19 protein-coding genes are annotated in these 22,776 nt (G+C 59.4%); 3 read left to right on the top strand and 16 right to left on the bottom strand.

Annotation, left to right across the window (positions count from 1 at the left end):
* Nucleotides 1-142 precede the first annotated feature (142 nt).
* From mraY to mraZ, 8 genes are all read right to left on the bottom strand, one after another.
* Nucleotides 143-1,102 carry a phospho-N-acetylmuramoyl-pentapeptide-transferase gene (gene mraY, locus GXP70_RS10615; protein WP_162356490.1) on the bottom strand — a complete coding sequence of 320 codons (960 nt, stop codon included), beginning with the start codon at nucleotides 1,100-1,102 and terminating at the stop codon, nucleotides 143-145.
* Between the two features lie 9 nt (nucleotides 1,103-1,111).
* Nucleotides 1,112-2,518, bottom strand: coding sequence for a UDP-N-acetylmuramoyl-tripeptide--D-alanyl-D-alanine ligase (locus GXP70_RS10610; RefSeq protein ID WP_162356489.1), 1,407 nt, complete (start codon nucleotides 2,516-2,518; stop codon nucleotides 1,112-1,114).
* Entirely contained in the window at nucleotides 2,515-4,008 is a 1,494-nt protein-coding gene (locus GXP70_RS10605; protein WP_162360415.1) for a UDP-N-acetylmuramoyl-L-alanyl-D-glutamate--2,6-diaminopimelate ligase, read from the bottom strand. Before GXP70_RS10605 ends, GXP70_RS10610 begins: the two co-directional genes overlap by 4 nt.
* Nucleotides 4,009-4,112: 104 nt before the next feature.
* Nucleotides 4,113-6,056, bottom strand: a complete 1,944-nt coding sequence (locus GXP70_RS10600) for a stage V sporulation protein D (RefSeq protein ID WP_162356487.1) — start codon at nucleotides 6,054-6,056, stop codon at nucleotides 4,113-4,115.
* Between the two features lie 168 nt (nucleotides 6,057-6,224).
* Nucleotides 6,225-8,459, bottom strand: coding sequence for a penicillin-binding transpeptidase domain-containing protein (locus tag GXP70_RS10595; protein ID WP_162356485.1), 2,235 nt, complete (start codon nucleotides 8,457-8,459; stop codon nucleotides 6,225-6,227).
* Between the two features lie 9 nt (nucleotides 8,460-8,468).
* Nucleotides 8,469-8,885, bottom strand: a complete 417-nt coding sequence (locus GXP70_RS10590) for a septum formation initiator family protein (protein WP_162356484.1) — start codon at nucleotides 8,883-8,885, stop codon at nucleotides 8,469-8,471.
* 81 nt (nucleotides 8,886-8,966) lie between these two features.
* Nucleotides 8,967-9,902, bottom strand: coding sequence for a 16S rRNA (cytosine(1402)-N(4))-methyltransferase RsmH (rsmH, locus tag GXP70_RS10585; protein WP_162356482.1), 936 nt, complete (start codon nucleotides 9,900-9,902; stop codon nucleotides 8,967-8,969).
* Nucleotides 9,903-9,964: 62 nt separating this feature from the next.
* A complete protein-coding gene (gene mraZ, locus GXP70_RS10580; RefSeq protein ID WP_162360414.1) occupies nucleotides 9,965-10,402 on the bottom strand; it encodes a division/cell wall cluster transcriptional repressor MraZ in 438 nt (145 codons plus the stop codon).
* 310 nt (nucleotides 10,403-10,712) lie between these two features.
* Here mraZ and GXP70_RS10575 point away from each other — a divergent pair, with 310 nt between their 5' ends.
* Nucleotides 10,713-11,000, top strand: coding sequence for a hypothetical protein (locus tag GXP70_RS10575; protein ID WP_162356480.1), 288 nt, complete (start codon nucleotides 10,713-10,715; stop codon nucleotides 10,998-11,000).
* Nucleotides 11,001-11,272: 272 nt separating this feature from the next.
* Here the strand turns inward: GXP70_RS10575 and GXP70_RS10570 are convergent, their stop codons facing one another.
* The 6 genes from GXP70_RS10570 to GXP70_RS10545 form a co-directional block, all read right to left on the bottom strand.
* Nucleotides 11,273-12,430 carry a DUF4349 domain-containing protein gene (locus GXP70_RS10570; RefSeq protein WP_162356478.1) on the bottom strand — a complete coding sequence of 386 codons (1,158 nt, stop codon included), beginning with the start codon at nucleotides 12,428-12,430 and terminating at the stop codon, nucleotides 11,273-11,275.
* Nucleotides 12,431-12,873: 443 nt separating this feature from the next.
* A complete protein-coding gene (locus GXP70_RS10565; protein ID WP_162356476.1) occupies nucleotides 12,874-14,142 on the bottom strand; it encodes an adenosylhomocysteinase in 1,269 nt (422 codons plus the stop codon).
* A gap of 18 nt (nucleotides 14,143-14,160) precedes the next feature.
* Nucleotides 14,161-15,819 (bottom strand): bacillithiol biosynthesis cysteine-adding enzyme BshC, encoded by a 1,659-nt coding sequence (gene bshC / locus GXP70_RS10560; protein ID WP_162356475.1) that lies wholly within the window; start codon nucleotides 15,817-15,819, stop codon nucleotides 14,161-14,163.
* A 253-nt stretch (nucleotides 15,820-16,072) separates the two neighbouring features.
* Nucleotides 16,073-16,468, bottom strand: a complete 396-nt coding sequence (locus GXP70_RS10555) for a DUF3397 domain-containing protein (RefSeq protein ID WP_162356473.1) — start codon at nucleotides 16,466-16,468, stop codon at nucleotides 16,073-16,075.
* Nucleotides 16,469-16,493: 25 nt separating this feature from the next.
* A complete protein-coding gene (locus GXP70_RS10550; protein ID WP_162356471.1) occupies nucleotides 16,494-17,444 on the bottom strand; it encodes a ketopantoate reductase family protein in 951 nt (316 codons plus the stop codon).
* Nucleotides 17,445-17,605: 161 nt separating this feature from the next.
* Entirely contained in the window at nucleotides 17,606-18,253 is a 648-nt protein-coding gene (locus GXP70_RS10545; RefSeq protein ID WP_162356469.1) for an RsfA family transcriptional regulator, read from the bottom strand.
* 268 nt (nucleotides 18,254-18,521) lie between these two features.
* Between GXP70_RS10545 and GXP70_RS10540 the strand changes: the two genes are divergently transcribed.
* Complete coding sequence (locus GXP70_RS10540; RefSeq protein ID WP_162356467.1) at nucleotides 18,522-18,758, top strand: DUF2626 domain-containing protein; 237 nt, start codon at nucleotides 18,522-18,524, stop codon at nucleotides 18,756-18,758.
* 94 nt (nucleotides 18,759-18,852) lie between these two features.
* On the opposite strand, the gene GXP70_RS10535 is transcribed toward GXP70_RS10540, so the two are convergent.
* On the bottom strand, nucleotides 18,853-20,103 hold the full coding sequence (locus GXP70_RS10535) for a class I SAM-dependent methyltransferase (protein ID WP_162356466.1): 1,251 nt from the start codon (nucleotides 20,101-20,103) through the stop codon (nucleotides 18,853-18,855).
* A gap of 105 nt (nucleotides 20,104-20,208) precedes the next feature.
* On the opposite strand from GXP70_RS10535, the gene GXP70_RS10530 reads away from it, so the two are divergent.
* Entirely contained in the window at nucleotides 20,209-21,303 is a 1,095-nt protein-coding gene (locus tag GXP70_RS10530) for a coiled-coil domain-containing protein (protein WP_162356464.1), read from the top strand.
* On the opposite strand, the gene GXP70_RS10525 is transcribed toward GXP70_RS10530, so the two are convergent.
* Nucleotides 21,278-22,681 carry an ABC transporter substrate-binding protein gene (locus GXP70_RS10525; protein ID WP_162356463.1) on the bottom strand — a complete coding sequence of 468 codons (1,404 nt, stop codon included), beginning with the start codon at nucleotides 22,679-22,681 and terminating at the stop codon, nucleotides 21,278-21,280. The genes GXP70_RS10530 and GXP70_RS10525 overlap by 26 nt on opposite strands.
* Nucleotides 22,682-22,776 lie beyond the last annotated feature (95 nt).

The following is a 22,776-nucleotide window of genomic DNA, read 5'->3' as shown; positions in this document are numbered from 1 at the left end:
ACTCTCGAGCCGATGTTAATCATCGGCAGCTTCACTGCCTTGTTCCCTCACGGAACTTGAAAACTGAGCGACCGGAGAAACGGAGCAACCGCATGGAAACCCGAACCGACCGCGGAGAGCGCCATCAGCCCACGCCCAATAACTACCGTCCGAGAAACACCCCGACCGCCGCGAACACGATTCCGACGAACCAGAACACGGACACGACTTTCCATTCGCTCCAGCCGGACAGCTCGAAGTGATGGTGGATCGGGCTCATTTTGAAGATCCGCTTGCCCTTTCGGAGCTTGAACGAGCCGACCTGCAAAATAACCGAGAGCATCTCCAGCACGAAGACTCCGCCGATCACGATCAGCAGCAGTTCCGTTTTGGTCAAAATCGCCACCGCCGCCATGCCGCCCCCGATGCCGAGCGATCCGGAGTCGCCCATGAACACCTTGGCCGGATGAGCGTTGAACACGAGGAAGCCGAGCAGCGCGCCGATCATCGTCGCGGAGAATATCGCCGACTCATGCTCGCTGGCATGCAGCGCGAGAATCGTAAACGCCGTGAAGGCGACGGCGCCTGTCCCGCCTAATAAGCCATCCACGCCGTCCGTAAAGTTGACGGCGTTCGACGTGGCGAAAAGCATAATAACAACGAACGGATAATAGAACCAGCCGATATCGATCGAAGTCGACGTACCCGGAATGCCGATCGACGTGCTGTGATGCATATGATGCAGCATGACGCAGATGATGACCGAGAACAACAATTGGCCGAACAGCTTCTGGAACGCCGTCAAGCCGAGCGAGCGCTTGAACGCGATTTTGATATAATCGTCGAGAAATCCGACAAGCCCGAAGCCGAAGCACGCGATGAGCAGCACCCAGAACGCATTCGTTTTATCGGAAAATTTCAAGAAAGCGAGCAGTACCGCGAGCAGAATAATGATCCCGCCCATCGTCGGCGTGCCGGTTTTCTTCAAATGGCTCTGCGGACCGTCGGTGCGGATGGTTTGACCGAACTTCAGACGCCGCAGCAGCGGAATGAACAAAGGCCCGAATAGAACCGCAAGCATGAATGAAGCGCCGATTGACAGAAGAATGACCTTAACGTCCATGATTCACCTCTACGCGCGCTGCAAGGCATGGACGATTTCTTCCATGCGCATGCCGCGCGATCCTTTCACGAGTACAAGATCCTCCGGCGCCAGCTGCGCTTGCAGCCATGCCGTCAGCTCCGTTTTATCGTCGAACGCGCGAACGCGCCCCGCCAGCCCTTCCGCGGCAAAATGCTTGGCGGCTTCCGCCGCGGTATGCCGCGTCAACGCGCCGAACGTCAGCACCGCATCCGCCTTCAGCGGCGTAATGTACGCGCCGACTTCGCCATGCATCTCGTTCTCCTGCGGTCCGAGCTCCAGCATGTCGCCGAGCACGAGCCATTTGCGCCCGTAGCCCGTAAGGCCGGCGACCAGATCGACCGCCGCGCGGACCGAGGTCGGGCTGGCGTTATACGCATCGTTCAGCACCATGGCGCCGTTGTGCGCGCGAACCGGCTCGATGCGCATGCTCGTCATTTGCAGCCGCTCGAGCCCCCGGCGGAGCACGTCCGCCGGAACGCCGAGCTTCTTCGCCGCGGCGATCGCCGCAAGCGCGTTCGATACGTTATGCCGTCCGGCGACGGGAAGCGCGACGCGCTGCAGCTCCGCCACGCCTTTCACGTCGAACAGCGACGATACCGCGTCGCCCGTTATATTTTCGGCCTGCCAGCGGCTTTCGTTCTTCAGGCCGAAAGTTTGCACTTCAACGCCTTCGGGCAGCTGCGCCGAACGTATCCCTTCGAGCAGCAGCGGCTCGTCGCCGTTGATGAGCAGCAGCCCGCCGGGACGTAGTCCCGCGACGATCTCCAGCTTCGCCTTCGCGATGCCGGCGCGCGAGCCGAGCTGCAGCATATGGGATTCGCCGATGTTCGTAATGATCGCGACGTCGGGCTTCGCCAGCCTCGTAAGGAAATCGATTTCGCCGAACTCGCTCATGCCCATCTCCAGCACGACGGCGCCGATCGATTCGTCCAGCTCGAGCACCGTCAGCGGCAGTCCGAGATGATTGTTCAGATTGCCCTCCGTCTTATGTACGCGGAACGAACCCGACAATGCCGCAGCCACCAAATCTTTCGTCGTCGTTTTGCCGTTGCTGCCGGTTACGCCGACGACGAGCAAATCAAGCTCGTCCCGATAGTTCGCCGCCAGCCGCTGCAGCGCCTCGACGGTGTCGTCAACGAGGATAAGCGGTGCTGCCGACAGGTCGCCGGGCACCGCTTTGCTCCGCTGCCACAACGCCCCGCCGGCCCCGGCCGACAAGGCGTTCGAGACGAAATCATGGCCGTCGACCCGTTCGCCGAGAATTGGCACGAACAGCATTCCGGGCTGGATCGTTCTCGTATTAATGGAGGCGCCGTGAATCTCGGCGCCGCCGCTATCGTTCAGCATCGTACCGCCGCATAGGGCGGCAATCGCTTCTAATGGTCGTTTGATCACAATGAAAGACTCCTTATCGCTTCTTTGGCCACTTCCCGGTCGTCAAAATCGGTTTTGACCCCTTGGATGTCCTGATAGGTTTCATGGCCCTTCCCCGCAATTAATACTACATCGTCACGGCTCGCCATTTCAACCGCTTTTTGAATCGCGGCGCGGCGGTCGGCGAGCAGCTCGTAGCGGTCCCGCGGAACGCCGTCCCGCAGCAAGCCCGCTTCCACGTCGGCCAGGATCCGCAGCGGATCCTCCGTGCGCGGATTGTCGGAGGTGACGAAGCTGTAATCCGCATAATGGCCCGATATGGCGCCCATGAGCGGGCGCTTCGTCCGGTCCCGGTCGCCGCCGCAGCCGAACACGCAGATGACGCGGCCGACGGCGAATTCCTTGATCGCCTTCAGCACGTTCTCGAGGCCGTCCGGCGTATGCGCGTAGTCGACGATGACGGCGAAGGACTGGCCCGCGTTGACCGCCTCCACCCGTCCCGGCACGCCCGGCAGCGCTTCGAGGCTGGCCTTGATTCGGCGGAGCGGAATGCCTTCGATGAGCGAGGCGCTGATCGCGCCGAGCGCATTGTAGACATTGTATTTGCCCGCCATCTTCAGCGTAATGTCCGCGGCCCCCGCGAACGTCTCCACATGGAAAGCCGTTCCGTGCGCCGTAATCCGCACGCCGGAGGCCCGCACGTCGGCATCGCGTTCGATGCCGTACGTAACCACTTCCGCCGCCGTCGCGTCGGCGTAGCCCGGCGATGCCGGATCGTCCGCGTTCAGCACCGCGAACAGCCGGTCCTCGGGCAGGACGGCGAATTCATTGCCCATGCGGCTGAACAGCAGCGCCTTGGCCGCCGCGTAGCGCTCCATCGTCGCGTGATAATCGAGATGGTCCTGCGTCAGATTGGTGAAGATCGCCGTCCGGTACCGGCAGCCCTTCACCCGGCCTTGCTCCAGCGCATGCGAGGACACCTCCATGACGCAATAATCCGCCCCCGCGTCCGCCATCGCGCGCAGCGAACGCTGCAGCTCCAGCGCCTCCGGCGTCGTGCCCGACATCGGAAGCGCCCGGTCCCGGTAACGCATCTCCACCGTACCGATCACGCCCGGCGAATGGCCGGCGTCCTTCAGAATTCGCTCGATTAAATACGTCGTCGTCGTCTTGCCGTTCGTGCCCGTGACGCCGATCAGCTTCAAGCGGCGGCTCGGCTGCCCGTAATAATAGTCCGCCAGAACGGCCATCGCGTGCCGGCCGTCCTTGACGATGATCTGCGGAACCTCGCGCGGCAGCGCCAGCGGCCGTTCCGCGACGATTGCCGCGGCTCCGTCCGTTACGGCCTGCGCGGCGTAATCATGCCCGTCGACGCGATGACCGCGAAGGCATATGAACAAATCCCCCGGCATCACGCGCCGGGAATCGGTTTCGATCCCGGCGATTGCCGTTTCCCCATCTCCGATAAGGACAGCCGTAAGCAGCAGTGAGGCCAGCTGTTCCACCCGCATCGCTCTCGTCCCCTCCCATGAGACCAGGCCGTGCGAGCCGCCGAGAGCGGCGGCAGCGCCGTGCGCAGCCTGTGCCAACAATCGATACTCACTACTCATTATAGTCAGGGATTTTCGCTTTCATCATTGTCTTTGGCTAAATATATGCGGATGGTTGACCCTCTGTCGACGCGCGTTCCGGCGGCCGGCGACTGCCGGATGACGGTATCGCCGCTGCCGGCGGAAGAGAGATTGAAGTTCATGTTCAAATCCTCATAGATATCGGATACGGTTTTGCCGACGAGATTCGGAACGGTCACGATCGGCGTTTCCCCGTATTTATAATCTTTATTGATCTGCTTCGTGCTCGGCTGCACGCCCAGATGCGGCAGCGCGTCGGCCAGAATGTTGCGGACGATCGGCGCGGCGACGACGCCCCCGAATTGGATGCCCTGCGGGTTGTCGACCGCGACGTAGACGACGATCTTCGGATTGTCCGCCGGCGCGAAGCCGATGAACGACACGATATGCTCGTTCGGGGAATAGCGTCCGTTCACGACCTTCTGCGCGGTACCGGTCTTGCCGCCGACCCGGTAGCCGTCGATGAAGGCGTTGCGCCCCGTGCCCTTGGCGACGACGCTCTCCAGCGCATTACGCACCTGCGCGCTCGTCTGCTCGGAGATGACGTTCTTGCGGACGACCTCCGGCTCTACCGTGCTGACCGCTTCGCCCGTATCCGGATTGATCCATTGCTTCGCGACATGGGGCTTATACAGCGTCCCCCCGTTGATCGCCGCCGAAACAGCCGTAATCTGTTGGATCGGCGTCACGGATACGCCTTGGCCGAATGCCGTCGTGGCCAATTCGACCGGTCCGACCTGGCTCATCTTGAACATGATGCCGTTCTCCTCGCCGCCGAGATCGATCCCCGTTTTCTTGCCGAAGCCGAAGTTTCTAATATACTCGAAAAGCTTGTCTTTGCCAAGCCGGTTACCCAGGGCGACGAAGCCGGGGTTGCAGGAGTTCTGCACGACCTCGAGGAAGGTTTGGCTGCCGTGGCCGCCCTTCTTCCAGCAGCGCAGCCGCGCCCCTCCGATCTCCACCGCGCCGGGATCGAAGAAATGATCCTGGGTCAGGTTGACTTTGCCTTCCTCCAGCGCCGCGGCCAGCGTAATGATTTTGAACGTGGAACCGGGCTCGTATGTCATCCAGATCGGCAAATTGCGATTGTAGATTTGCGGATCGACTTCCTTATACTTGGCGGGATCGTACGACGGCCTGCTGGCCATGCCCAGTATCTCGCCGTTATTGGGATCCATGGCGATCGCGATGATGTCGTCGGCCTGGAACTTGGCCATCGCCTGGTCGAGCTCGCGCTCCATGATCGTCTGGATCTGCTTATCGAGCGTCAGCTCCAGATTCAGCCCGTCCTTCGGCGCCGAGTACGTATCGGACGAACCCGGCATGCGGTCGCCCTTCGCGTCCGACAAGAAGGAGACATTGCCGTTGATGCCCTGCAGCAGCGAATCGTATTTCGCTTCGATGCCGGTCAAGCCTTGATTGTCCACCCCGGTAAAGCCGAGCACGTGGGAAGCGAAGGTGCCGAGCGGATAATACCGCTTGTTGTCTTCCGCTACGACGATGCCCGCGAGATTCAAATCTTTGATTTGCTGTGCCTTCTCGGCCGTGATCTTGCGTCCGCCCGGCTTGATGTACACGATCAGCTGCTTCTTCGTGATCGACTGATACACCGCATCCTCGGTCATGCCCAGCACCGCAGCCAGCTTGGCCGCTTCGTCCTTCGCGTCCTTCACTTGAGCCGGAATCGCCATAATGGTCGGCGAACTAATATTATACGCAAGCAGGCTGCCGTTTCGGTCCATGATCTCGCCGCGCTTGGCCGCGAACGGGATTTCCCGGCGCCACGAATCCTCCGCTTTGGCCGCGAGCTCCTCGCCCTTCCACAGCTGCACGTAGCCAAGCCTTCCCGCCAGAAGCGTAAACATAAGAACGCCAATGAGAAGCGCCGTGAACAACCGGCGCCTGATCGTTACGCTGGAAACCTTCATCCGTCATCCCTCCGAAAGGCTCGTAAAACGGGAACGTTCGTCCAACCGTCTCCTACTCCAAGCCTATTCGAAAAGAAAAGGAGATAGAACAAGCTATCCCCTTGAACGAGCGGCTATCGCCATCCGGCCGCCGCCTCGTGAAGCGCGGCCGGCCGCCTATATTCCCGGCTAACCTTTCATATTGCCGGATTTGCCGGCCGCATTGCTATCCGCATCTCCGCCTTCGCCGGCCTCCCCGTCGGCCTGCCGGATCAATTCCTCGTCCGGCGGCGACAGGTTCAGCGTCAGCACGGGATTGCCGTTCAGCTTCGCCGCCGTCTGCGACTTGACGAAGCCTTCGCCGCTGGCGATGCAGCGCAGCTGCAGGTTCGCGCATATTTGCATGGCGTCGCGAAGCGGCAAGCCGCTCATGTTCGGCGTCGCCAGCTTGCTCGTCTCTTGCGTCAGCAAGTACACCTTCTGGGCCGTGCCGACGGCGGATTCCGCTTTCGGAATTTGCTTCAGCACCGTGCCGCCCGTGCCGACGACGACGTAGCCGAGCTTCTTGGCGTCAAGCGCCTTCTTGGCATCCGCGAGCGTCTTCTTCGTCACGTCCGGAACCGCGATCGTCAGCTCCTTGTTCGCGCCGTCGTCCTCCGACTCGTTAGTCGTCCGGATCGGCTGAACGCCGAGATGGCGCAGGCTCTGCAGCATGATCTGCTTGAAGATCGGCGCAACCGCCGAGCCCCCGGAAGCAAGCCGGTCGTTCGGTTCGTCCATGACGATGTAGAGCACGACCTTGGGGTCGCCGACCGGCGCGAAGCCGATGAACGACAGGACGTATTTGTCATCCGCGTACTTGTTGGTGCCCGGAATTACCTTCTGCGCCGTACCGGTTTTCCCGGCGACGCGATAGCCTTCGATATACGCGTTCTTGCCGGAACCGATTTCTTGGTCGGATACGACCTGTTCCAAATATTCGTCGACCTGGCTGGCCGTCTTCTCGGTCACGACTTGTCGGACGGTCTGCGGCTTCGTCACTTCCGCTTTCTTCGTCACCGGGTCGTCGATTTCCTTGACCAGATGCGGCACGAGCAGCTTGCCCCCGTTCGCGATGGCGGCGACGGCCGCGACCTGCTGGATCGGCGTCACCTGCACCTTGCCTTGGCCGAACGCGGCGGTCGCGTACTCGACCGGATAATGCGGATTTACGCGACCGGCCGCTTCGCCGGGCAGCTCGATGCCGGTTTTCTTGCCGAAGCCGAAATTGTTGATGTAGCTCATCAGCCTCTCCGGCTTCAGCCCTTCATAGCCCAGCTTGACGAAGGCCACGTTACTCGACCGTTTCAAGCCTTCGAGAAACGTGATTGTCCCCCAATTCTGATGGATATCGTGGATCGTATCGCCCGGTACCTTGATCGAACCCGATTTGTATTGCTCGTTCGGATTGAAAATATTTTCCTGCACCGCGCCGGCCAGCGTCACGATCTTGAACGTCGAGCCCGGCTCGTACAGCGACTTGATCGCATGGTCGTAGAAATTCGCCTGCGGCGCCGTCCAGTACGTGTTCGGATTGAAATCCGGCAGGCTGGCCATGCCGAGAATTTCCATCGTCTGCGGATCGGCGGCGATCGCCGTGATGCTCTTCGGCTGATACTTGTCGTACGCTTCCTTGAGCGCTTCCTGGATATAGCTCTGTATGTTCATGTCGAGCGTAAGCTTGACGTTCTTCCCGTCGACCGCGGGCTGGATGTCCACGTTGCCGTTATCGATAATGATGCCGTTGCCGTCCTTCTCGTATTTGATATACCCTTCCGTGCCGCGCAGCTGATCGTTCAGCGACGCTTCCAGCCCCATGACCGCATTGCCTTCCTTGTTCTCGTAACCGAGCACGTGGGCGGCAAGCGTCTGCTTCGGATAGAACCGCTTCTTCTCGTCGATCAGGTAGATGCCGACGTCCTTATGCTTCGTCTGCTCGATCAGCTGATCGCGGAATTTGACGATCCGGTCCGCCACGGCCTTGTCGATCTTCCAGCCGCCGTTATGCAGCTCCCGCTGCTTGAAGAACGTCCCGTTGTCCTGCTTCGCTTCGACGACGCCGCGCACATAGGATTGCGAAATGCCGAGCACCGAGCTGAGCTTAGTGACGATGACGTCCCCGAGCTGCAAGTCATGAATGGTCTGCGGGTTGACGGCGATCGTATAGGCCGTGACGTCCATCGCCAGCACGTTGCCGTTGCGGTCCGTAATCGTGCCGCGTTCCGGAATGAGCTTATCCGATCTCGCCCACACTTCCTTTGCCTTCTCGGTCCAGAAATCCGCTTTCACCACCTGCACCCAATAGATGCGGCCGACAAGGAAAACAAAAAGGAGGGTAATGAACCCCCCGACCAGCAGCGTGCGTAGTTTTATGCGTTTGGTCATCGTCTTCACCTAATCCTTGTTGGCAAGCGTTGTCTCGTCAGTGGAAGCAGGCACGGTGACTTTAACCGAATTATCGTCTTTTTCGTCCGCCTTGACCATTCCTTGCTCCTTGGCTTTTTCCATCAGCGTCTTCGGATCGTTCGCGATTTCCTTCTGCGTCGTTAACGTGGCGATTTGTTCTTCCAGCTTAGTCTGCTTGGCGGACAGCGTCGCGATTTCCTGCTCCATCTGATAGATTTGCGCGTAACGGAATATAATGACGCCCGCTACGACGACGCATACGAGAATCGTGAACAGATACAACAGCTTCTCCTGGACGGGAATCGGCTTGCGTCTGGTGACGACCTTCTTCGTCTCGCGGTAGGAAGGCTGCCGTTCCGGCTTTCGCTTCGGCTGCATCGCGAGATTTCCATTGATATAGGCCATATGCGTTCCCTCTCTCCTTCTTGCTCGGTGTGTGCTACTCTATGTGTTCATTCATGTTTGACAAATTTCGTTCCGCAGCCGCTACAGCTTCTCGGCCACGCGCAGCTTCGCGGAGCGCGACCGGGGATTCTGCTCCAGCTCCGCCTCGCTCGGGACGATCGGCTTGCGGGACACCAGCTTAAGCTTCCCGTTGCCTCCGCCGCACACGCACAACGGAAAATCCGGCGGACAGGTGCATTTCTCCACATATTTGGCGAACAGCTGCTTGCAAATACGGTCCTCCAGCGAATGAAACGTAATGACCGACGCTCTTCCGCCCGGATTGAGCACGTCGACCGTCTGTTCCAAGGCCGTCTCCTCCGCGCCGAGCTCGTCGTTCACCGCGATTCGCAGCGCCTGGAACGTCCGTTTCGCGGGATGCGGTCCCGTGCGCCTCGCCGCCGCCGGAATGGCGGACTTGATAATCTCGACCAGCTCGCCGGTCGTCTCGATCGGCGCCTTCTCCCTGGCCGCGACCAGCTTGCGGGCGATCGATCTGGCGAATTTCTCTTCCCCGTAGTTCGTAATGATCCGGGCAATTTCGCGTTCATCCCAAGTGTTCACGATATCGTTCGCCGTCAGCATGCCGTCCTGATCCATCCGCATGTCGAGCGGCGCGTCATGATTGTAGCTGAAGCCGCGTTCTCCCTCGTCGAGCTGCGGGCTCGACACGCCGAGGTCGAACAGGACGCCGTCTACGCCGGCGATATTCAACTCTCTCAATACTTTCGCCAAATAGCGAAAGTTGCTCTTCACGAGCGTCACTCGATCCATGTAAGCCGCCAATCGAATTTTGGCGTTGTCCAGCGCCCAATCGTCCTGATCCAGCGCGATCAGACGTCCGCCGGGCCCAAGCCGTGAAGCGATAAGCTCGCTATGACCGGCTCCGCCCAAGGTGCAATCCACATAAATGCCGTCCGGTTTAATCGCAAGTCCGTCAACCGCTTCTTCCTTGAGCACCGTTATATGTTGAAACATGATGTTATCCTCCCGGCTCTCAGGTAGCCGCCGCTTGCCGGTACGATCGTACCCGGCAACGGCTAGAAATTAAAATCAAAATCGACCAGCTTCTCCGCAATCTCGTTGAACGTCTCTTCCGACTGCTTGAAATAACTCTCCCAAATCGCCTTGCTCCAAATCTCCACCCGGTTCGATACGCCCAAGACGACGCAGTCCCGGTCCAGCTTGGCATATTCGCACAGCGTATTCGGTAAGTTTACCCTTCCCTGTTTATCCAGCTCGCATTCCGTGGCGCCGGAGAAGAAGAACCGTGAAAACGCCCGCGCGTCCGACTTCATCATCGGCAGCGTTTTCAGCTTCTGCTCCAATTGGCTCCATTCGGTTAGGGGATAGACGAACAGGCAGTTGTCGAGACCGCGAGTGACGACGAAGTGTTCGCCGAGCTGTTCGCGGAATTTAACGGGGATAATGATGCGGCCTTTGTCATCGATGCTATGCTGAAACTCGCCCATGAACATTGACCGCTCCACCTCTCCCCCTAGATCCACCACTTGGCCCCACATTTCACCACTCAGGTTCATGTATTCGCCACCTGGCCATTAATTCCTGCTTGACGGCCATCATTTCCCCGAAATTAATTTAGGGGATTAATCTTGTTACAAATTTGAAACCTTTTCCTATTCTCATTCGTGTAAACTGTAATCGGCAGTCCATGCGGGGGAGACTCCTCGATTATCCGGATCCGGTTTGCGCGCCAGGCCGCTTGAATCGTTCCGCTTGACCCGCATGCGATCGCCGTGAATACAGAATCATCCGGGGGGCCTGCCCATGAACGGCATTACCGCCTTGCACGATAAATCCACCTTGCTGCGAAGCGTCGAGCATTACTGTTATCAGATCGCGTTCTACGTGCTTGACAACGCATCCGATGCGGCTGCGGCCAGCGAGCAGGCGCTGCTCTCGCTTGCGGGCGATCCGCGGTTCGCGTCAGCCGGCGCCGATGAGCGGCGCGGCATGGCGAAGAAAGCCGCCGTCGCCTGCGCCATGCTGCGCGCCCGCGAACGGTGCGCGGCGAACATGCGCAAAGAGCCGCATCCCCATGTCGCGAACGAGTAGGGATGCGGCTCTTCAAGCGCGCCGTATTCAATAAGCAGCCTTCAATGGTTGTCTTGGCGGCCTTCGATGGTCAATTTCGCCGCCTGGTTTCGACGGCTCGAGAGTCGGATAGCTGCCGCTCAGGCTGCTAGAGATCTGCTGCTAGGATACTCATGAATCGATTGGCCGCAGGCTGCTCTTGAGTCGATTGCTGCTGCTAGACTGCTCATGAGTCGATTGCTGCCACTCAGGCTGCTCGTGAGTAAGCCGCACTTGCTTCGGCGGCGCGGGAGTTAAGGTTCTCGGGAATTTGGTTCTTGAGAGGCTGGCTCTTGTGACGTTGTTTCTTGTAACGCAGGTGTAGGTGGCGCTGGTTCTTGCGACATTGGAACCGTCGTCAATCGCTCCGATATCCGCTTGCGATTCACCTTCCTGTAGATGCCGTAGCCCGGTATACCGATCAGGGCGAGTACTGCCAGCACAGGCAATGCGCCGGCGATTACGACGATTACGCCCTGCAGGAACGCGTACATCACCTCCACGCTGCTTGCCGCCGCTTCCGTGATTCGCTTGCCGAATCCCCGCTTCGCTATGTCCGCCGCCTGCGCGGGTTTGATCACCTCGTACAACCGAAGATCGATCGTCGAGTACGCGACGTTGTTATCCAGGTAGCGGATTCGGCCTTTGATTTGCTCGATTTCCGTCTGCACATCGCCCAGCTGTCCGGAAATTTGCAGCAGGTCGGCCGTCTTCGTCGCCTTCGCCATGAAGTCGAGCAGCCGCGCCTCGACCACCTGCCGCGCCTTGAGACGAGCCTGCAGATCGACGTATTCTTGCGTGACGTCCGTTCCTTTGGCGCTGCTTTCGTAGCTGGCATGCTCGATTTTCTCCAGCCCGCTCAGAAACCCGTCGAATCCGGAGGCCGGGACCTTGACCGTGAAGGTGCCACCCCGTTCCGCGTCCGTTTTCTGATCCGAGAAGTTAAGCAAATACCCGCCGGAGAGATGAATCAGATTACGAAGCGCCGTCTGCGCTTCATCGTAAGATTCGACCTCCATGGCGACATTGCCCCGGTAAACGATCTTCCGCTCGAAGCCTTGATTCGCGCTGTCTTCCGGCTGCAAGGCGGTTCCCGATCCGGCAGAGGCCGGCATTGCGGCATCGCTATCGGCAACGGCAGCCTGGTTCATGCTTGACTTTGCATCGTCCCCGGCAGCAGAGTCGGACTTCGCGGAAGAAGCATCGGCGCTGAAACCATCTGTCGTCTTCGCCATCGGAGCCGACTCCGATGCGGCGGCATGGCTGCCGCCGTTGCTTGCCGCGGCGTTCCTATCGCCGTTCGACGCCGAACATCCGGTCAGCATCCATGTCGCCAGCAGCATGCCGGCCATTGAAGTCAGCATCGTCCTGCCCGTCCAACGTCTCTTTGACTCCTGCCCCTTTCTTAACATTGGAATGACCCCCTATATTTGGTTTGCCGTTCTCCTTCCTTGACGCGGCTTCGCTTGGGAATGTTGCAGCTGGTCACGGCGTCCGAGGCGCGTGCCGCGAACGTCCGGAGGCTGTCCCATATGTGCCCGCATGACATCGGAATAGCCCGATGCACACGCGAAAGGACCTCGGCTTCCGCTGAAGAGCGGATTTCCGAGGTCCTATTAGAGGTCTTTTATTCGAAGAGATTCGATTCTACGCAAGGCTTGAAATATCACGAGTTGTCTTCTGGCACAGCTCTCACTCACCCGCGAATTCCCTTGAATCCTTCCCTAGACAATTCCTTCCCTCAGGCAGAATTTCGCAGCTCCGCGCCTTGCAAAGCCGCAAATTCCTTCCCTCAAGCAGGAATCCGCAGCTCCGCGCCGCGAACTCCTCCGTAATTCGGTCTATCGGCGCAGCTTCAGTGCTCTTGCCAGCTGTCGAGGTACGACTTCTGCTCGTCCGTCAGCTTGTCGATGCCGGTGCCGATCGCTTCCAGCTTGTAGCGCGCGACCTGCTCGTCAAGCGCATACGGCACGTTGACGACTTTCTTGCCGATCGCCTCGTAGTTGTCGTTCACGTACTTGAGCGACATCGCCTGCAGCGCGAACGTCATGTCCATGATTTCCGCCGGATGCCCGTCGCCTGCGGCAAGATTGACGAGACGGCCTTCCGCGAGCAAATAAACGCTGCGTCCGTCTTTCAGCTGATACTCCTCGATGTTGCGGCGAACGACGCGCTTGCTGGCGGACATCGCCTCCAGCTCCGGCTTGTTCACTTCCACGTCGAAATGACCGGCGTTGGACAGAATCGCGCCGTTCTTCATCACCTCGTAATGCTCGCCGCGAATGACGTCGCGGTTGCCGGTCACGGTAACGAAGAAGTCGCCGAGCTTCGCCGCTTCGATCATCGGCAGGACGGTGAAGCCGTCCATATGCGCCTCGACGGCGCGGATCGCGTCGATCTCCGTTACGATCACTTGCGCGCCGAGTCCTTTCGCGCGCATCGCCACGCCTTTGCCGCACCAGCCGTAGCCGACGACGACGACGGTTTTGCCCGCAACGACAAGGTTCGTCGTCCGGTTGATGCCGTCCCAGACGGACTGGCCGGTGCCGTAACGATTGTCGAACAAGTACTTGCAGTACGCATCGTTCACGGCCACCATCGGGAAGCTCAGCGAGCCGTCCTTCTCCATCGCTTTCAGGCGAAGGATGCCGGTCGTCGTTTCTTCCGCGCCGCCGCGGATTTGCGCCATCAGCTCCGGACGCTCCGCATGCAGAATCGATACAAGGTCGCCGCCGTCGTCGATAATGAGATCGGGCTTCGTTTCGAGCGCTTTGATCAGCAGCTCCTTATATTCTTTCGGCTCGGGATTGTATTTGGCGAAGACGGTAATGCCGTCTTCCACGAGCGCCGCGCACACGTCGTCCTGCGTCGACAGCGGGTTGCTTCCCGTGATCGTCACTTCCGCGCCGCCGGCCTGCACGACTTTCGCCAGATAGGCGGTCTTCGCTTCCAGGTGAAGCGAAATCGCCACCTTCAGCCCCTTGAACGGCTGCTCCTTCTCGAATTGCTCCCGGATCCGGTTCAGGACGGGCATATGCGCCGCGACCCAATCGATTTTCAGATGGCCTTCCGGCGCGAGCGCCATATCCCGCACGATGCTGTTCTGCTTCGCGTTTACCGTCATTGTGCAACTTCCTCTCGTTTATAGATAAATCAAATGATGGCCGCCCGATCTGTCGTACGGCGCATCCAGCAGTTGATCGAGCCAAACGGAACCGAAGCGGTTCCAGAAATCCACCATGCACAGCACCCGCTCCTGCGGCTGGCCTTCGGGCCACAGCGCCAGCGCGACGCCGTCCTGCTGCCGCAGCGCGGCGTCGAACCGTCTCGCGTGCGCTTCCTTCGTGCGCTTCTCCAGATACGAGATCTGATCCTGAATCCGGCGCAGATTGTTGGAAGCGAGCGCTTCAAGTCCCTTATCGAGCGAAGCGGACAAATCCATGACCGGGCCGTACATCGTCTCGAACTGCTTCCTCGCTTCTTCGAAACGGCCTTCGATGTCCAGCTCGTCGCGTTCCTTCAGCCAGCGCGACCGATGCGCATCGTAACGATGCATGACCTCGTCGAAGCTGAGGCCGTACTTCTCCATATGCTTCTCGGTTGTCCCGTCGACGAGCGTGTAGGACATCCGGGGAATGATGAGCGGCATCTCCATGCCCAGACATCGGAACGCTTCGCCCGTCAGCGTCCAATAGGCGATTTCGCCCGGACCGAGCACGGCGCCGAGCACGGGCAGCACGTAATCCTGCATCAGCGGGCGCGTCAGCACGTTGTTGCTGAGCCGCTGCGGCTCCTGCTCCGCAATGCGCATCAGCTCATCGCGCGATATGCGGAAGCTCTCCTTGCGGTTGCGGAATTCGCCGCCCGGAACGGCTTGTCCGTCCTGGCCGCTGAATTTAAACAGCAGCGTCCGCTCCTCCTCCGCGAACAGGAACAAGTTCGCGCAATGCTCGGCGACGTCCGCCGAAGGCTCGAAGCCGAGTTCCCGCAGCGTGCCGGCGGCGCGCATGTAGGCGCCTTCCAGCTCGTCGTTGCGTTCGAGGAGCTGCACGAACATCGGCGCTTCCAGCGCGCGAACATCCGGATGGTCGGCGTCCAGCAGCACGAGACCGTGTCTGCCGAACAGCCAGCCCATCGTCAGGGCGAACCACGCCGACAAGTCGTCGCAGCGCGCCGCGAAGCCTTCCAGCGTCTCGAGCAGCTCGCGCTTGAAGCCTGAATCCGGCAGCGATGCGCTCAGTCGTGCGAGCGCTTCCGAGAGGTCGGAGGACGCAAGCTTCGTGCGGCTGACCGACGTGCGTCCGCCTTTCGGCCGCGGGACGGAAATCCGGGCAAGCCCGGTCTCGCCGCTGCGAACGTAAGCGTGATTCGCTTCGTCCCAGTCATGATCCTCGCCGGCGATCCAGAACACGGGGACGACGTTCGTTCCCGTCAACCGCGCGGCGTCCTTGGCTGCCGCGATGGCCGTTACGGCTTTATGTATCACGAGCAGCGGGCCTGTCCACAGTCCCGCCTGCTGGCCGGTAACGACGACCGGCGCGCCCGACCGGATGGCTTCGATGTTCGTCATGACCGCGGGGTGATCATTCATTTCTTTATTGTACGCCAGCAATGCCTCTGCAAGACGTTCGGGCTCTACGCGTTTGTCTGCATGAGCTTTCAGCCAATTCAAGCGTCGGTGCCAATGCGTTTCCTCAGCGGGATGACTGCCGAATAATCCTTCAATCCCGGGGTGGCTTCGCTTTATGTAAGCTTCGGCGATCGGTTGACTGAAAGGCAGCTGGATCTGCTCTGTTCTCATCGGGCAGTCTCTACCTTTCTTTCTCCGGTTTACAAGCTAATAATGGAGTGCGGGTTTTTCTCATTTATTGTACACATAGATTCCACAACCGTCAAAATAAGAAAACCTCCAATCGAAGCCATTCGAAGAAGAATGACCGCGTTTGGAGGCTGATTGTGCCGACAATAAGAATCTGTCTATTCCGGCTGTAATCGGAACCTATGCATGCCGATGCGCGATAGCCCTCACCTTCCGGGCGGTGACGCATGGCGGATCAGGCCGCGAACAAGCTCTTGCCGATGCCGATGAACATCAGAATGACGTAGCAGAAGCTCATGAGGAAGAAACCGAGCCGCCAGATCGCGCGCATGATGCGGGACATATCGAGCTTGCCCTTCAACCGGTACTGGGCGTTGCCCAGCAGTCCGCCGCCGAGCAGCAGAATCAGCAGGATGCCGTACAGCCCGAAGCTGCTGTCGAAGATCCGGTTGAACAGCACGGCGACGCAGCCGATCAGCAGCGCCGTCGTCACGTCCATCGCCAGGCGGAACGCTTTCTTGCGATCGCCGGTGACGGCGGCATAGCCGAAGTAGACCAGCAGAAACGGAATGGCGGGAAGGACGGCCAAGAGGGCATAGATATGCTTGAAGCTCTCCCAAATCCACTGCATCTCTCCGTTCCTCCTCTATAGACGATTAAGAAGCGTTCAATGCCTCGACTAACGCAAGCACGGCTTCGTTCATCCGCGACGGCAGGCCGAGCCGTTCGGCATAGCGGATGATTCCGCCGTTGATCCAGCTGATCTCCGTCGCCCGTCCGGCGCGCACGTCCCGCAGCATGGAGGACTCGTTGGCCGCGGTCGCGGCGCAAACCTCGAGCAGCCGCTCCCATAAGCCGTCATGGCCGGCCATGCCTGCCGCGCGCAGAATCGCGACGCTCTCGTCATGGAGGGCGCGCATCATTCTCGCCCGGTACGCATCGCGCGGCAGCTCGCCGTTCTTCACTTGGAAAATAGCCGTTAGCGGATTGACGACTGCGTTAATTAGCAACTTTAGGAAAACTTGATCTTTCATGTCATTCGACAGAATGGCCTGAATTCCTGCATGAATCAACGCGTGCAGCAACATTTTTTGCGCGTCGGAATCGCCCTCGCTCAGGTTGTCCGGGGTCCATCCGCCGAATGTCAGTTGCCCGATCCCCGTATGGATGACCGAGCGCATGTCCGGCCGCAGCGCCCCCTCCGTCGTAATGGCGGCATAGACGGCGGAATGCGGCAGCGCGTCCCGCAGCCGTTCCAGATGACCGATGCCGTTCTGCAGCGCAAGCAGCGGTACCCCCGCCGGCACGATGCGCCGCAAGCCCCGAAGCAGCTCTTCGCTTATATGGGGCTGCTTCACCGCGAGCAGAACGCAGCCGGGTGCGAACGCGGGCGGTCCGCCGGCCGCCGAGAAGCGGCTGACCGGCTGCGCGGCCATTCGCAGGCCGTGCTCCGCGCCGGAAGCATCCTTGAACAGCAAGCCTTTCTTCATTAAAGACTGCGCCTGCTCGTCCGTCCGCGTGACGACAAGCACCTCTTCCCCTGCCATGGCAAGTCTCGCCGCATAGAGCAGGCCGATTGCGCCGGCGCCGACGACGGTATATTTCATTCGCCCACCTCGAAATTCGTCAGTATGTAGGAATGTATACGGCTATCGTAACAGAAACAAACTAAAAAATCCCGCCGTCCTTAATCAAGGAACGGAGAGATTTTAAGTGTGCGGCCGCAATCGTACGGGCGTTATGCCATGCAATTTTCCGTTAGAGCCTGTTATTCGATGCGCTCCAAATTTCCGTTGGCGTCCATTTTGAATCTCGGCTTCGCCTCGTCTTCTTCCGTCAGGACGGTAAGCCGGCGGGCGCGGTCCATGATTTGAATGAGCGTTTTGTAATCGTCATTCACGGCGCGGTAATCGGTCTGCGCATTGTTCACTTCAAGCGACAAGCGCTCGTTGACCTCGCGCAGCTCCTGAAGCTCGTCGTCCTTCTCGCGCAGATCGCGCTCGAGCGTCTTGATTTGACGATTCAGCTCTTGATACGTGCCTTTCCATTGACGCAAGAACCGGATCACGGAATCGATCGACAACGATTCTTCCGTCAGCGGATCGTTCTTGAATGCGCGTTCCTCCGCGTCCACCACATGGATAGAGGAAACGTGAGGGGCTGTTGCATACGTTTGCTTCTTCATATAATTTCGTTTCTGGCGCTGCTGCTTCGCGATCTGAATGGCATCCTCGTACCGCTTGCGGACGCAGCTGTTCCAGCGGAAGCCGCAGGCTGCCGAAGTGCGGCCGATCCGTTCACCTACTTCTTCGAATGCGGCTAGCTGCGTGCTGCCTTCGCGAATGTGCCGCAGCGTGACCTCGGCCAGAATAAGATCGTCATCCGGGCTCCAGGCATCTTGTCTCACTGCTGTCATGCAACCAAAACCTCCCAACATTAGGCGCTTACTTTATCTCTATGCCCTTGGTAGAGTTCATAGAATCTATCGGATACTAAATTGTATATCCATTTTTTTTTAGGCTCATACATGAATTGCTGTAAATTGAAGCAAACTTGTCTTAACGGGCGCGCGCAACTTAAAAAGTTTGCCAATTCGTCACGATTGAAACAGTTTACAGTCGTTACCTGAAACGTTATAATGGGCAATAGTAATCGGGTAGAGACTGTCGAGAGGGGGAGAAATCATGGCACGCATGTTCCGAGTGCTCGGTTTTTGGACGCTCGCAATCGCGTTGATGGCGTTTGCAGGCCACTTGAACGAGATGGCAATCTTGTTCTTTATCCAGACCGCTGTGTTTGTCCTGTTAGGCTATTTGAACTTTACCGAAAGAACCTACATGCTGATGTTCTGGGGATACATGTTTATCGCCTTCGTCAGCTTTACGTATTGGACGGTATTTGTAATGGGGAACCCATTCTAAATAGACGGAACCTTTACTACTTGAGCAAAATAGCCAAAAGGCTGTTCCGGGAGACAAGCTCTCCGGAACAGCCTTTTTTCGATTCGTCTATCGTCTATTTGTCCAGCGCCAGCACCTTGAACGTCTCGCTCATCGCGTCGCTGAGCAGCAGCTGACGGATCGCCCGGTTCCGCTTGGCCGCTTCGCCGAACGGATTCGTGCCGTCATGGTCCGCAAGCTCGGACAACAGCCCTTCGTCGACGAGAAACTGTTTCTGCGTGCCGTAGTAGCGCCGTCGCCAGCCCGCTGCCGCGCCGGCCGCCATGCAGGCCGTGAAGTTCACGTGCGCGGTCATGTCCTGGCCGCCGGGGTCCAGCAGCGGCTCATCCCGCGCGACATGGTTCTTATAGCACAGCAGCGTGCCTTGCATGCGATGCGGCCCCGCGAGCTCTGCCGCTTCATGGCCGTAATCGATGAGCATAAGGCAGCCGCGGCGGATCAGGCCGCCCAATTTCGCAATCCACCGTTCGGCGTTCATGTTCACTTCCATGATCTGGCCTTCGCGCAGCCGGACGCCGTCTCTGTGCAGCGCAGCGGCGATCCGCTCATCGGACAACGGCATATGGACGTACCGGAAATCGCTCCCCGCCCCGCCATCGATCAGCCCTGCCAACGATCCTGCCATTTCGGTGCCGGGAGCATCCGGCCCGGCCTCCGCAGCCGCTACGCCGAGCTCCCGCAACGCGCCGCCGCGCTTGACGACGCGATGAACCGGCATCGCATCCAGCAGTTCGTTGGCGATCACGATCGTGAACCGATCCTCTCCGCTTCTGCCGAGCTCGGCTTCCGCCTCCTCCGGCGTCATGAACGCGAGCGCCGGGCCCGCGCTGCCGGACAGCCTTCCGGCCAGCCGGCTTCGGGCTTCGTCCAGATGAACCGGATTGCCGTCCACGAGCACCCAGCGCGCGTCCGCAAGCCAAGCCGGGACGGTGCCGTTCTCTTCAATCCCGTCCAGCGCCGCCAGCATTTGCTGCGCCAACGCGCCCGTTCCCGCTCCCCACTCCATGATCGTCACGGCACGGGACTGGCCTCCGGCGAGCTTCGCGGCATACCCGGCCAGCTTCCCGCCCATGATGGAGCCGATGGCGGAGCTGGTGTAGAAGTCGCCTTCTTTGCCGATGCGCACGCGGCCGCTCTTGTAATAACCGTCCCGCTCGTCGTACAGGCACATCGCCATATAATCATGAAACGTGATGGCCGGGATACCTTCACCGACAGACGCGGGAGGCTTCTCAAGCCAGCCGAGCCGATTGGAAGCCGCGATCGTATGCAAGATAGACTGCGTAAGCCGTTTCGAGTTTCCCATTGCGACGCTCCTCCGAACCGGGGACAAATTTGAACGTTCCAGATATAATAAACCTATTATCCGCATATAGTAGTGCATCCATCATTGCCGGAAAGGGGGACGACCGTGCAAGGAACGAAACGCCGCTGGGCCGTCTCATTCGCCGTTGCCGTGCTGGCCGGCTGGCTGACGATCTATCCCGCTCTCGCCGAGCCCGCCAAACCGGCCGTTCCACAGGACGAAGAGATTCGAAGCGTGCTGGAGAAGAGCCTGTCGGTCGTGGAGATCGACAAAGAAATCGCGCGCATCCAGGAGGAGCAGGCCGGCGTGCAAGCCAAGCTGAGCGCTTCGCGAACCGAGCTCGCCAAGCAGGAGGAAGCCATTGACCGGAAACGTGAGGATGCCGGCAAGGTGCTTCGCGCCTACTATACCGGCGAACGCGACATCCTGTTGAACGCGCTGCTGTCCGCGCGGAATTTATCCGGACTTCTTACGATCATCGACTATTTCGATTATATCTTCTCGAACGATAAGCAGACGTTGAACGACTATTCGAAGCAGTACAAGACGCTTCAGCGCGGCATCGCTTCGCTGAACGCGCAATCCGCTCAGCTGGACGAGGTCGAGACGCGGCTCCGCACGCAGCGCGACCGGGTCGCCGGCTTGCAAGACGAAGTCGATACGACGCTGAACGGGCGTTCGGATGCGGACAAGCTGCGCGCGCTGATCGACGATTACAACGATTACTGGCAGAAAGTCGGGCTCGTCGAGGTCAACCGTTATTTCAAAGCGCTGTCCAAAGCGATGGGCAAAATCCCGAACTGGGTCGAGAAAGACAAAGACATGCTGAAGATCGACGGCTTCAATTATACGCTGACGATTCCCGCCGGCAAGCTGAACGAATTCCTGCGCGGCCAAGACGCGATTTTCAACAATTTCGCCTTCGCCTTCCAGCAAGGCAACGTCGTCATTACCGGCAAGAACGACAGCCTGGAAGTCGAGCTGACCGGCCATTATACGCTGGAGAAGAACGGGGCCATCCTGTTCCACGTCGACGAGCTGATCTTCAACGGCCTGGCGCTGCCCGATACGACGCGCAAGCAGCTGGAACGGCAATTCGACCTCGGATTCAATCCCTCCGAGATCGTATCGTTCGTCAAAGCCAAATCCGTCGCCGTAGAAGACGGCAGCCTGATCATTGGCCTTTCGATTCATTTTTAGGCTCGTTCGGCTCATCGCCGCGTGCTTGCGATTCATTACCGGTTTCCTGCCGAGACGGCGCTTCTGCGCCGTCTTTCGTTTGCCCGTCGGTCTCCCCGTTCCATTGCGCGATCAACGCGTTCGCTTCGCCCGGACCGAAGGCTTGGGAGTTGCCGCCGAGCGACGAGCTCAGCGACTCCCAGCGGATCCAGCGTTCGCGCCATGGCGGATCGGGGGCCGCTGCCGTCTCCTTCAGCATCGGCGCCAGAAAATGCGGGGGCTTGTCCGCGACGGCATTGTATTCGAATTCGCCCGTCATCACGGAGACGCGCGCGGGAAGCCGGCCGAATAACCGGTAGCGCTCGAGCTCCGCGGACGATCCCGTCATATATTGAATCCATTCCCGCGCTTCCGCCGCCTTGTCCGTCTCCGCCGTAAGCACGAAGCTTCTGCCGTCGGTCCGTACGATCGGTCCGTTCGCGGAGCCGATCGTCAGCAGCGACCGCTCGTCATCCGTTAAGGCGAAGTACGTCGTCCACGGTACGACCGCGCTAAGCAGCTGCTGCGACTGAAAGGCATGCATCAGCTTCTCCGTCTGCAGCAGCGGATTGAACCGAAGCAGCTCGCTATTATGCTCGGCCGCGTAGCGCAGCTGCTCCTTCTGGCTCGCCGTGAACGGCGATAAGGCGGCGGCCGCCGCCGCATTCCCGGGGAACAGTCCGAGCCATGCGGACAGGTCGCGCGGGTCCGACGTATTCAGATTGAACGGGCTGAAATTGCCCGGATGCTCCGTCGACAACGCGGCCGCCAGCGCTTTGAACGCTTCCATCGTTTTGGGCGGTTCCTGCACGCCTGCGGCGCTTAGCAGCTTCCGCGACCATACGTTCAGCAGCGGATTGCTGTCTACCGGCACGCCCCAGAGCGAGCCGTTCCATTTCACCATGCCTGTGAGCGCTTCCAACAAGTCCGCGGCGGAATCGCCCGTGACGATCTCGTCAACAGGCAGCAAGTAGCCCTGCATGGCGAATTCGCGCACGCGGTCGTCATCGAGCAGCATAACGTCGAACGGCTCGCCGGCTTCGGAAGCGGTCTTCCGCGCGTCGTCGGGATCAAGCCCGCGAATATTCGTCAGCGCAATCGCGATGTTCGCATGGTTGAGCTCGAACCAATCCTTGCGCTTATTCCAATATTGAAATTCCGCCTCGTCCATCGAGACGGCTATCGAAAGCGTCTTGCGTTCCTTAGCGGCGCCATGATCGACTTGCGGCTGCTGGCTGGAAGGTGTCCCATCGTCCGACGGCGTAACGGGCGATCCGGGCTTGCCGGTCAGCGAAACGAGCAAAGCCGCGCATAGCGTGAACAAGCTTAACAGCAATATGACTACCTTTCTACGAGACACCTTATCCCTCCTCGCCGATTTGGGCTAACCTTAATTGTAGCAAGAAAGCGTTTTTTTGTCGCTATACATTTCATTGCATCTCCTGCCGATATTCG

Origin of the sequence: Paenibacillus lycopersici, from assembly GCF_010119935.1 — a bacterium.
In the GTDB taxonomy this organism is placed as follows: Bacteria; Bacillota; Bacilli; order Paenibacillales; family Paenibacillaceae; genus Paenibacillus_Z; species Paenibacillus_Z lycopersici.
Note: the sequence above shows the minus strand (reverse complement) of the source record. Positions and strands in the feature narration are given on the sequence as shown.

Excerpts from the sequence above, each read along its gene's own strand:
- mraY (WP_162356490.1), bottom strand. The coding sequence starts at position 1,102 with ATGGACGTTAAGGTCATTCTTCTGTCAATCGGCGCTTCATTCATGCTT.
- GXP70_RS10605 (WP_162360415.1), bottom strand. The coding sequence starts at position 4,008 with ATGCGGGTGGAACAGCTGGCCTCACTGCTGCTTACGGCTGTCCTTATC.
- GXP70_RS10600 (WP_162356487.1), bottom strand. The coding sequence starts at position 6,056 with ATGAAGGTTTCCAGCGTAACGATCAGGCGCCGGTTGTTCACGGCGCTT.
- GXP70_RS10595 (WP_162356485.1), bottom strand. The coding sequence starts at position 8,459 with ATGACCAAACGCATAAAACTACGCACGCTGCTGGTCGGGGGGTTCATT.
- GXP70_RS10590 (WP_162356484.1), bottom strand. The coding sequence starts at position 8,885 with ATGGCCTATATCAATGGAAATCTCGCGATGCAGCCGAAGCGAAAGCCG.
- rsmH (WP_162356482.1), bottom strand. The coding sequence starts at position 9,902 with ATGTTTCAACATATAACGGTGCTCAAGGAAGAAGCGGTTGACGGACTT.
- mraZ (WP_162360414.1), bottom strand. The coding sequence starts at position 10,402 with ATGTTCATGGGCGAGTTTCAGCATAGCATCGATGACAAAGGCCGCATC.
- GXP70_RS10575 (WP_162356480.1), top strand. The coding sequence starts at position 10,713 with ATGAACGGCATTACCGCCTTGCACGATAAATCCACCTTGCTGCGAAGC.
- GXP70_RS10570 (WP_162356478.1), bottom strand. The coding sequence starts at position 12,430 with ATGTTAAGAAAGGGGCAGGAGTCAAAGAGACGTTGGACGGGCAGGACG.
- GXP70_RS10565 (WP_162356476.1), bottom strand. The coding sequence starts at position 14,142 with ATGACGGTAAACGCGAAGCAGAACAGCATCGTGCGGGATATGGCGCTC.
- bshC (WP_162356475.1), bottom strand. The coding sequence starts at position 15,819 with ATGAGAACAGAGCAGATCCAGCTGCCTTTCAGTCAACCGATCGCCGAA.
- GXP70_RS10555 (WP_162356473.1), bottom strand. The coding sequence starts at position 16,468 with ATGCAGTGGATTTGGGAGAGCTTCAAGCATATCTATGCCCTCTTGGCC.
- GXP70_RS10550 (WP_162356471.1), bottom strand. The coding sequence starts at position 17,444 with ATGAAATATACCGTCGTCGGCGCCGGCGCAATCGGCCTGCTCTATGCG.
- GXP70_RS10545 (WP_162356469.1), bottom strand. The coding sequence starts at position 18,253 with ATGACAGCAGTGAGACAAGATGCCTGGAGCCCGGATGACGATCTTATT.
- GXP70_RS10540 (WP_162356467.1), top strand. The coding sequence starts at position 18,522 with ATGGCACGCATGTTCCGAGTGCTCGGTTTTTGGACGCTCGCAATCGCG.
- GXP70_RS10535 (WP_162356466.1), bottom strand. The coding sequence starts at position 20,103 with ATGGGAAACTCGAAACGGCTTACGCAGTCTATCTTGCATACGATCGCG.